Genomic DNA, 10,476 nt, shown 5'->3' on the forward strand with positions numbered 1-10,476 from the left:
AAAGAACGACCGAAATTTGGTCGTTTCTTTGCTAGTATTATCTTATTACTCTGGTACCGAAAACCGAAGACCCCGAGAATTTTAGACTGGGATACACTGGCAAATAAAGATTTCTTTGCATCTTAAATACCTTACAATGAGACCATATTGGGCAGCCACAATATAAGTTGCGGAAAATATGTGATCAGTGCCAATACAAGCAATGATACCGCTAAAAATGGCCAGATTGCTTTTACCAGCGTTTCCAGCTTCACTTCAGCAATGGATGATGCAACAAATAATCCCGCCCCAACTGGTGGAGTTAAACTACCAATCACGATGTTGAGGCACATCACCACACCTAAATGAATCGGATCAATGTTAAACGCCATGGCAACAGGAATCAAAATTGGTGAAAGTAGTATTAACGATGCGATCCCATCAAGGAACATCCCCACCAGTAATAAGAAAAGATTAACGATCAATAAAAATATCAGCGGGTCATCCGTTAAAGTAACCATCCACTCTGTTATTAATTGCGGAATTCTTTCAAAGGTAAGAACTAATCCAAATAATTTGGCCGTAACAATTAACAATGTCACAGTTGCCGTCGTCGTGGCTGTATTTATCAGGATCTTGGGAAGTTCCTTTAATTTGAGCTCACGGTAGAATAAAGAACCCGCCAGAATGGCAATTAAGCATGCAATTGCTGCGGATTCAGTGGCCGTAAAGACTCCGCTCAGTATTCCCACGATGATAATGACAGGGACAGACAATGCTGGGAGCACTTGATAGAAAGAAGCCCTTATTTCCTTAAAGTTTTGCTTATCTGACTTTGGTAAATTATGCCGATAACCATAGTAGACGATAAATAATACAAAAGAGAGTGCCAAGAGGATGCCTGGCATAACGCCAGCTATAAACATTCTTCCAATAGAGGTTTCAGCATTAATACTGTAAATGATGAAAATCATGCTTGGTGGAATGATCGGTCCCAACATCGCTGCTGCAGCAGTAGTAGCTGTACTAAATTCCCTATTGTATCCTTCCTTTTCCATCGCCGGGACCATTACACGGCTCATCATCGCCGTTTGTGCTAAAGAAGAACCCAAAATAGAAGCTAAAAAAGTGTTTGCTACTACATTTACATAGGCCAAACCACCTTTATAATGGCCAACAATCGCCTTGGCAAAATTAATGAGTCTGGAGGTTATTCCTCCATAATTCATTAATTCTCCAGCTAACATAAATAACGGAATGGCCAATAGGCTAAAGTTATCCATTCCTGAAAACAGCCGTTGGGGAACGCTATCAAATAACCCATTATTCCCTGTTGAAAAGATATAAATGATACTTGTGGCACCAAGTACGATGAAAATAGGTACTCTAAGGAATAATAAAGTGAAAAAGGAGAAGAAAACGGTCAATTACCCCACCACCTTCTTTGTTATATTTTTACTGCTTCGTCTAATTGCTTCGTTTTTGCCCTTTGACCCCACATTTTTTAATCCATCCACAACGTCATGCAATAACATCTCTAATGAATGAATCGTCATAAATGAAAAACCGACAGGGACACTCAAATAGGCGACAATCATCGGCATTTGCATGGCAATTGATTTTTCAAAAAGGATAAAAGGAGAGGAGACCCACCTTATTGAAATGAAAACCATGCAGGCACAAAATAAAAACACAATCAGGTTACAGATTAAAACAAGTGCGTTGTAGGCATGTCCCGTAAATTTTTCCACGATAATGCTTACAGCAGCTGATTGCTTCCCTTTCAACGTCATACTGCCCCCAATGAATGTCACCCATGCCAATGCAAAAATAGCCGCCTCTTCTGTCCAATGAAGTGGATTGTTGAAAAAGTAACGGAAAAACACCCCGCTCGTTAGTGACACGAGGACGATTGAGAGCAGGAAAATAACGAGAATTTTCTCTATTTCATAAATAAGGTTATTTATTTCCGAAAACAGCTTCATGGTTTACCTCCTCAGCTAGATGTGGCTTCTTCTATAAACTCTTTTGTCAAAGGGCTTTGCTCCGAGTATTTTTTATAAATTTCCTCCGTTACACCCTTAAAGGCTTTTAGACTGGATGGTTTGTGAATGTTAAGTCCCTCTTTTTTCAATAATTCCAGGTTCTCCTCTGTTTCCTGGATCGCTAATTCATTTCCATAGTCAATTGCGGCTTTCATTGCCTCTTCAACAATTTTTTGATCGTTTTTTGATAAACTGTCAAACTTGACTTTACTCATAAGTACAGCCGCATTAAATGCAAATTGGTTTAGCAGAGTAAAATCCTCACCTACCTCATAAAATTTTTGTGAATAGGCAGAGTCTGCACTTGCATTGACTCCATCCACTACCCCGGTTTGGAGTCCCTGGTATACTTCGGGCAGTGGCATTGGCACTGGACTTGCACCCAAGGCATTGTAAAAGTCGTTAATGACTTCGGATCCTGGCGCCCGGATCTTTTTCCCTTTAAATTCTTCAGGTGAATCCATTACTCCCGACTTCATTAAAATACTGTGACTGCCCGTAAATAACCAATCCATGCCGACCAGACCCTGCTCACTAAATAAATCTAACAACTGATTTGCTGATTCCGTATCTCTCATTTTGTTTGCATCACTTATATCTTCGAAGAGAAAAGGCATTAACCAAGCATTCAGCTCTTTATTTCTGGACGCCAAATAGGCAGTAGTTATAAACCCGAAATCAACTGATCCAGAGATCATCTGTTGGATCATGTCGGCCTCAGGTCCAAGCTGGCTGGCAGGAAAAATTTCCAGTTTCATCCTGCCATCCGAACGTGTTTCAAGTTCCTCTTTGAACTTTTCAGCTGTTTTGGTCCATGAGTGTGTCGGTCCAACTATTGTTGTAAGTTTAAAATTATGTTCACCCTGGCTGGCAGATTGGACTTTAGCTTCTTGACTGTTGCCTGCACCGCAAGCACTTAAAATGACGCCTGTCAATAATATCACTGAAAGGAAGATATTCACTTTAATTTTTTTCATGTGTTCCTCCATTTAACATTATTTTTTCAGAAGTGCTAAAAGCGTAAGGAAACGCTTACATTTTAGAAGAGGTCTACTTATTTACAACCACTGTTGCTCTTATCTTGTGTAAATAGAACATCCTTCTGTTGACAGAAGAATATTCATTATTATTCCGATCTTCACAGCCAAGGAGAAACAGTAACAAGCAAAGGCTTCGGTTCGCCAACCCCGCCAGCAGTCTTTAAAGCTTGATCTGTTTTATCTAATGGATAGTTGTGAGAATTTAGCATGCTAAGAGGAAACTTATTTGACGCTATGCAATCTCTCGCCATGCTTACAGATTTATAGCTGTGGCCTCTAACCCCCTTTATAGTTAGGGTTTTGTGGATCACCTCATCGATTTCCAAACCTGAAAGCGCTTGGTATTTATAGGCCCCTAAAATGATTTTCGCATTCTTATTTGCTACTGAAATAGCTTGTTTAATAGGTTCTGTTCCACCAGATGTTACGTCAAGCACAATGTCGACCATTTTCCCCCCAGTAATCTCATGTATCGTTTGATACATATCTTCCGTTTGAATATTAATTGTATGGTCAATCCCCAATTCTTTTGCCAACTCTAAACGATGGGCACTTGTTATCCTCCCTGTAACAATAACTTCAGCTCCAGCATATTTAGCGGCTAATGCACAAGCAAGCCCTTGCTGGCCGGGTCCCTGGATGAGAACCACTTTCCCGGGTCCTGCCCCTCCTTCAATACACATCCACTCAAAGCCATTTGCCAGTGGCAATGTTATGGCCGCTTCCGCTGCCGGGACATGTTCAGGCATTTTATGAAAAACAGCATTAGGATGCAGGTACATATACTGTGAAAATCCTCCGTATAGAGATGGACTTTCTGAAAGAGGCGTCGCTCCATATCGTATTCCTCTGTACTTGGGATCTGTTGAAAGACAGGCTCTGTATTCCCCTGTTCGACAATGTTCACACTGGCCGCATGGAATGTATTCTTCCATAACAACCCTGTCTCCCTTTTTTACATCCCAATTTTTTGAAGCGAGTTCCCCAATTTCTTCAATATATCCGACGACGTGATGCCCCAGAATTTTAGGCTCCAGCTCCTGGTTATAGTAAGAAACATCCGTGCCGCAAACTCCAACAATTTCAACTCTTAGTATTCCATCGTTATCGGAAAGGGGTGGAATTTGAACTTCCATAAGTGCCGTTTTGTTTTTATCAACCGCTACTGCTGCCAAAGATTTTTCTATCATAATAAACTCCTAATCTATTAAATGTTTCTAAACAATTTCTGCTTCCTGTGCTCTTAATTTCATATGTTCTTTGGCACCTTCCTGGAATGGCAACCCTTTTGGAAGCAAAACAGACGCCGAACGAATATGATGCTGTTTTGGATCAAGTGCTTCTACTATGTCATTCTCATTTAATTTTTTAACGGCATTCAGTAATCTGCGCCGTGCTTTTATGATTGCTGTGTCGCTAGTTCCCAGTTTTTCCAAAGAACGATCTGTGATCGGTCCAGCGCTTTCTTGTATTGCTTGATCTTCCATTCCAACCCCTTTGATTCCGATAAAGGATTTCCCACTTTTTTGTAACTCTCTGTCAAGTAAATATCCATTGTCTTTGTTTGCAACCGGGCGGAAAGTTCCAGGAATAAGTTCAGCGTGTATACCTTCTCCTGCTTTCATTTGCTCAACCTCTTTTTGTTCCAAAGGACGGTCTGTTGTCCAGCTCCAGCTCCATGTCATACAGTTTTCATCATCAATTGGAACCCACGCATGCCCTCCCCGAGGTGCTCCTCCGAACGGTGGAATCATTGTGTACCATGGCATTAGAAACTGAGTAATTCTCCAGTAATAATGTTCATCATCAGCATTTCTTCGGGCGCCTATCAGCATACCGTATTCAGTGTCCACTACTTCAAATTTAGGTGAAGTATCTTTGGCCAACAAGTTAGGGCTTTTACTATTTTTGGAAACACCTAATCCTCCAACTGAGCCTGAGTGAAGGATGGATACATGACTTGAATCAATTCCACCTTCTAATGCTTGAAAATAGTTACACTCCTGAATTTTTTTAGATACAAAACGATGACTGTCAGGCACCATCATCCATTCTTGTTCCGGTAAAGCCGGTTTATGTTCTGGTGGTCCCATGTATGTCCAAATGACCCCGGCAACTTCCTCGCAAGGATAGGATTTAATTTTAATTCTGTCCTTAAAAATACTATCCTTCGGTTCTGATGGCATATCCACACAATTTCCATTGGTGTCAAACTTCCAACCATGATAAACACACCTCAAGCCACATTGCTCATTCCGGCCGTAAAACAGCGATACTCTGCGATGTGGACAATATTCATCGATCAAGCCAATATTTCCATCTGAGTCCCGGAATGCAATCAATTGTTCACTTAGCAATTTTACCCGAACGGGTGGGCAATCATTTTCTGGTAGTTCTTCTGAGAGAAGAGCTGGAATCCAATGTCTTCTAAAATATTTCCCCATTTCAGTATCAGAGCCAGTGCGGGTTAACAAATAATTGTCTTCTTTGGAAAGCATTTTATTGCGACCTCCTACATTTTTGTGAATTTTGAATATTATCAGTATATTTTCTAAATTCTTTATTTTCAAATTGATTTTTTTAATAAACACTATTTAAAACTTCTATAACGTGAAAACTTTATTTCTGCTGAGAGACTATTAAGATTTTAAATAACGATATAGAATATTTTTATTTGAATATTCAGAAATAAAAAATTACACTGTATTTACAAATTTCATTTATTTCTTTTTGAGGAGGATAGTTATGATCCAAAAATATACTGACGAAATGATCATATCCTATTACAAAAATAAAACCGTTGCTATACTGGGATACCGATCTAATGGAGGTCAACAGAGAGCTAAATTATTAAGGGACAATGGAATAAAAGTTTTGATAGGTCTGCGAGTTGGAGATGAGTATTGGGGACAGGCAGTAAACGATGGTTTCAATGTATACCCTGTTTGGGAGGCAGCAGAACAGGCTGAAGTTGCTCAAGTTTGGTGACAGATTAAGGTTTTAAAAAGGCATGCAATAATGCGTTGAGCTATCAGAATGCATGAAGAGAAAGGAATTACACCAGAGATTCGAAATAGAAAGAGGGATCATAAGCAGTGAAATCGGAAGGAAAACCCGGATATCAGTTGTCTTGAGTTAATAACGCCCTACGTCTTTTAAAAAGTTTTTCCAAGGACGAACCTGAGAAAAAAGTAACGGATTTAGCCTCTTCCCTGGGCTTATCTAAAAGTACCGTAAGTCGGCTCCTGTCTACTCTCGCAAGCCAGGGCTTTGTGCTAAAAGATGCAGAATCCCAAAAATACCGGTTGGGTCTATCGATTTTTCAATTAAATTCCATTATGACCTCGAATCTTGAGATCTACCGAGACTCGCAGCCAACCCTGAAAAAACATATGACTGAGGTTGAAGAAACGCTCAATTTGTAGCTCTGAAGGATCACATGTTGGGATTTGAAGGGGTAAGTGACAACACCGATTACTAATTCAGTCCCTTGTTGCCAACAGAAACGTGCTGCAATGCACAAAGCCTGGCAAAGTGATCCTTGAATTTCAGGGCCAGCGCTTATTCGCAGCTGCCCTTTGTTCCTTCTGGACAGGCTTTCGCTCCATTCCTCATCCTCCTATAATAACCATTCCAAGTTGCATAACTCTTTTAAAATTCCAACTCCCGCTGAAGATTTTCAAAAGATTCCTCATACATACAACCGACTACCATATCCCCACAGAGTTTCAACTATGATAGATTAGAAATTAAACAGCACAATTTTTTTACCAGACTATTCAATATTTATCGCTTGTTTTTAATAGAGTCATATAGCTTTAGAACCACGATTCATTTGCAGAAACAGATAAAGTATAATTTTACATTACCGGTAATACGAAGATAAGGAGATGGAGATACGGATATGACTGATAAAGTTTCATATAAAGAAACGACTATTTCATACCAAGTTTTAAAACAATCTGATGGCAGTCTGATTAAGGATGCGGCAGCGTGTCTTGCGGAGACCTTTACTGGTGTCAAGCTTGGGGACAGCATCATCAGAGAGCCGATGTGTTATACAAGGCATATTTTAAAAGATGACTTTGAAAATTTCGTTCTCGACTATCTTAACCATGTTGTCGAGCAGGGATATTGTTTTATTGCAACCGATGATAAAACCGGTATGGTAATCGGTGTTTATGCTTGCGAAATTTTTGATCCTGCAGAAACTGAAGCGCCTGTTTTTGAAGGAAGCTTTGAGCCTTTTAACCGGATTATGGAACTGCTTGGAGATTTAGATTCGAGGTTCATTGAAACCCTTGAACAAAGGTTGGGAAGACAGCCGGAAAGAGATGAATATTTGCATGCATTTATGCTCGGGGTTCGCACTGAAAGGGACAGAAAGCTGATTGCCAACCGGCTAATCCAAATGTCTTTGGACAAGGCGGAAATGAACGGGTTTAAAGGCTGCTTTCTGGAGGCGACCAGTTTTAAGTCACAAGTTTTGCTCACGAAGTATTTCGACTTTTATATGCCTGTAGATACTGTCAATATGCCGATCCAGACAATATATGCTGAGACCTCCGTGTTTAAAACTATACCAGCGGAGGTTGGGAACAGCTGTCAAATTCTTTACAAGCCTTTAAATGGTACCGATAAAATCTAAGAATCTCTTGAACTACCCACCACTTATTTTTCTAACGAAAATTTAAAGTGGGGGATTCCTGCGAACACCAGTGTATCCACCAGTTTTTTAGAGGCTCTACCCGTCGTCCCGACGGTGATTGCTTAATTATCTTGTACGTTGGCTTGCCACACGTTCTACTTTAGCTTGGTTTTCGCAACTTCGGTACGTGTGGATACGAATTAGAACGTTGAAGATTTTACCTAGCAGACGTTTTTCCTGCTAGAACTCCCTATCTTCAGTTTTCAAAGAACAGCTTACGAGTATATTATAGTACATTTGTTCGTATTTTCAACAACTTTGGCTATCGCCAACCGACATTCATCTCCCACCTATTCATTGGGCTTCGCCCTTCCCATTCCTTGAGGTGGGAGTCTTCTGTCGGGAAATGATAAAAATCACGTTGGAGGTTTTCAGATGGATCTCGCAGGAAGCTGGTTCCCGTTAGTCGCATTTATCCCATTCATTCTGTATCTGGGAATATTTATTTTCGGCATTTGGTTTGCAATAACGTTAATCCGTACGTTAAAGGAAAAAAACCAAATTCTTAAAGAAATCACCATGAATATCGAACAAAGAAACAAAGAATAGCCATAAATCATTTTTACACAGTACAAAAGAGGCTTCCCGACGTGAACTAAGGGAAGCCTCCTTTTTTATTAAGTATGAAACGACCTGGTAAACTCCATTTCCACAAGGATGTTTAGATTTCAGTCCGCCCACTATGTATGGGAATTACATACTCATCTTTTGTTTTCGCATAAAAAACATCTATATAAGAATGATTGATTTACGGGCTTTGATAGTTTAGAAATAGATAGCTTTTCTCGCAAATTATTAATCTTTTCCTATATGGGATTCATAAGGACATTTCTGTAGTATTCCCTATTAGTTGTGGCCTTCATGAATCCTATGAAGAACACTTTCCTATTTTCCAAATGAATCTTGTCCTTCATGAGCCCTACGAAGACCACTTTGCCTATTTTCCGAATGCGTTTTGTCCTTCATGAGCCCTATGAAGACCACTTCGCCTATTTTCCGAATGCGTTTTGTCCTTCATGAGCCCTATGAAGACCTCTTTGCCTATTTTCCGAATGCGTTTTGTCCTTCATGAGCCCTATGAAGACCACTTCGCCTATTTTCCGAATGCGTTTTGTCCTTCATGAGCCCTATGAAGACCACTTCGCCTATTTTCCGAATGAGTTTTGTCCTTCATGAGCCCTATGAAGACCTCTTTGCCTATGTTTCGAATGAGTTTTGTCCTTCATTGAGCCATAAAAGCACCCGCTCTCTTAGCCCATCTCAAGATAGCTGAAAAATGTTAAATTCAAGTTATATAGATCACTAACTGAATTCCTGTTTTGATGTTGTTTTTTCTGATTTTGCCTGTTTTTCGTCATTTTCAGCCCACGACCATGAAACATCTGGCCGAGGATGTATAGGTCCTCGCATAAGTTCGTCAGTATTCTGATCATTGTCACCCTTTAGCATTTTTTCCTGTTATCTGGCAATAAACTCACCTCCCATGGATTAGCTATATTGTTTTGGTAAGCTTTATACGGCAGACAGAACAGCGCGCCGATTTCGTATGTTAGATTGAAGGACTTGCTTCTATTTCAGCTTACTGTTTTACGATGTGACATGCAGGCATATCCGTCTTTACTGATTACAGCCAATGAAATGTACCACCATTGACATAGTTCTTACCACTGAATGACAAAGAATGTACCAGTAAATGACAGGTTGTTTACCAGTTTGTTTTATGTATAAATAACGAGATGTATATTGTAATTACTAATATTATTTTTGTCAGACTTATAATTGTCAATGATGTATAATTATATGCAGGTTATATTGTATGTAAATTAATGTTTATACACCGTCAGTGGAAAATCTTGTTGAGCTAACGAAGCAGGATTGTTGGTGAAGGTGGATGAATTATGTTAAAAGAAGAAGCACTATCAGTGAAAATGAAGAAGATAATCACCAAGTTATCTACGCAATTATCTGTGATAATAAGAGATTTACGATGGAGAGGATTGTATGAGAGTTTTTAAGCATGTAACTGCAAATGATATATCATTAAGACCTTTGCCCTTCTTAAGAGAGTTATCTATGGAATCTTACTTAGTGGAGAATGAGAGTATTCTCAAGCTGGATGAAAGTGATTTTTCCGATGTATCTATAATTGATGTTGAATTAACGTTAAAAAACGGTAGAAAATATTCAGATGGTAGAATTGACATATTAGTTCAATATGGACAAGATACCTTTGGTGTAGTTGAACTGAAATTAGGTCAATTAACTTCACTGCACCTTGAACAATTAGAAGATTATTTGCAAGAGAAGGAACAGCTTTTTAATACTTACATAAAGTCTAAAATAGATGTAGATTATAAGGACATTAATTGGGTTGGTGTATTAGTGGGTTCTTCAATATCGGCAGAACTCGATGAAAAATTGTCAAGCGGTTATCAAATTAAAAACATTACACCAGTAGCGGCTCTAACTATTTCACGATATAGAGGCGAAGACAATCAAGTATATGTCATAACAGATACAATTTTTAATAATAAGAGCAGAAATTTTGATAGAACAAAGTTTATTTATAATGGTGAAAAATATAACAAAGGTAGGTTGGTATTAGCCGTAATGAAGGATTATGTGGAAGACCATAAGGTAAATGTAAACGCTAGAATAAAGTTGACAGTTTTCGCTTGATAAGATTTTACACTTTTGCTCAATC

At 39.2% G+C, this 10,476-nt stretch carries 10 protein-coding genes; 5 read left to right on the plus strand and 5 right to left on the minus strand.

Translation table 11 applies throughout. The features are described from left to right. Positions 1–131 precede the first annotated feature (131 nt). The 5 genes from CU633_RS20475 to CU633_RS20495 form a co-directional block, all read right to left on the minus strand. Positions 132–1,406 (minus strand): TRAP transporter large permease, encoded by a 1,275-nt coding sequence (locus CU633_RS20475; RefSeq protein WP_101662411.1) that lies wholly within the window; start codon positions 1,404–1,406, stop codon positions 132–134. Then, positions 1,407–1,964, minus strand: coding sequence for a TRAP transporter small permease (locus CU633_RS20480; RefSeq protein WP_101662412.1), 558 nt, complete (start codon positions 1,962–1,964; stop codon positions 1,407–1,409). Positions 1,965–1,975: 11 nt separating this feature from the next. Beyond that, complete coding sequence (locus tag CU633_RS20485) at positions 1,976–3,001, minus strand: TRAP transporter substrate-binding protein (protein WP_180955052.1); 1,026 nt, start codon at positions 2,999–3,001, stop codon at positions 1,976–1,978. Between the two features lie 161 nt (positions 3,002–3,162). Next, positions 3,163–4,254 carry a zinc-dependent alcohol dehydrogenase gene (locus CU633_RS20490; protein WP_101662414.1) on the minus strand — a complete coding sequence of 364 codons (1,092 nt, stop codon included), beginning with the start codon at positions 4,252–4,254 and terminating at the stop codon, positions 3,163–3,165. Between the two features lie 27 nt (positions 4,255–4,281). Beyond that, complete coding sequence (locus CU633_RS20495) at positions 4,282–5,655, minus strand: aromatic ring-hydroxylating dioxygenase subunit alpha (RefSeq protein ID WP_257959175.1); 1,374 nt, start codon at positions 5,653–5,655, stop codon at positions 4,282–4,284. A 154-nt stretch (positions 5,656–5,809) separates the two neighbouring features. Here CU633_RS20495 and CU633_RS20500 point away from each other — a divergent pair, with 154 nt between their 5' ends. The 5 genes from CU633_RS20500 (at position 5,810) to CU633_RS20515 (ending at position 10,451) form a co-directional block, all read left to right on the plus strand. Next, entirely contained in the window at positions 5,810–6,052 is a 243-nt protein-coding gene (locus tag CU633_RS20500; RefSeq protein ID WP_101662416.1) for a hypothetical protein, read from the plus strand. A gap of 224 nt (positions 6,053–6,276) precedes the next feature. Further along, complete coding sequence (locus CU633_RS23715; RefSeq protein ID WP_374703395.1) at positions 6,277–6,489, plus strand: helix-turn-helix domain-containing protein; 213 nt, start codon at positions 6,277–6,279, stop codon at positions 6,487–6,489. A gap of 479 nt (positions 6,490–6,968) precedes the next feature. Further along, positions 6,969–7,712 (plus strand): hypothetical protein, encoded by a 744-nt coding sequence (locus CU633_RS20510; RefSeq protein ID WP_101662417.1) that lies wholly within the window; start codon positions 6,969–6,971, stop codon positions 7,710–7,712. A gap of 435 nt (positions 7,713–8,147) precedes the next feature. Continuing rightward, positions 8,148–8,321, plus strand: a complete 174-nt coding sequence (locus CU633_RS23030) for a hypothetical protein (protein WP_180955053.1) — start codon at positions 8,148–8,150, stop codon at positions 8,319–8,321. Between the two features lie 1,452 nt (positions 8,322–9,773). Then, positions 9,774–10,451, plus strand: a complete 678-nt coding sequence (locus tag CU633_RS20515; protein WP_101662418.1) for a hypothetical protein — start codon at positions 9,774–9,776, stop codon at positions 10,449–10,451. Positions 10,452–10,476: the final 25 nt, after the last annotated feature.

The organism is Bacillus sp. V3-13 (assembly GCF_002860165.1).
Taxonomy (GTDB): Bacteria; Bacillota; Bacilli; order Bacillales; family Cytobacillaceae; genus Bacillus_BJ.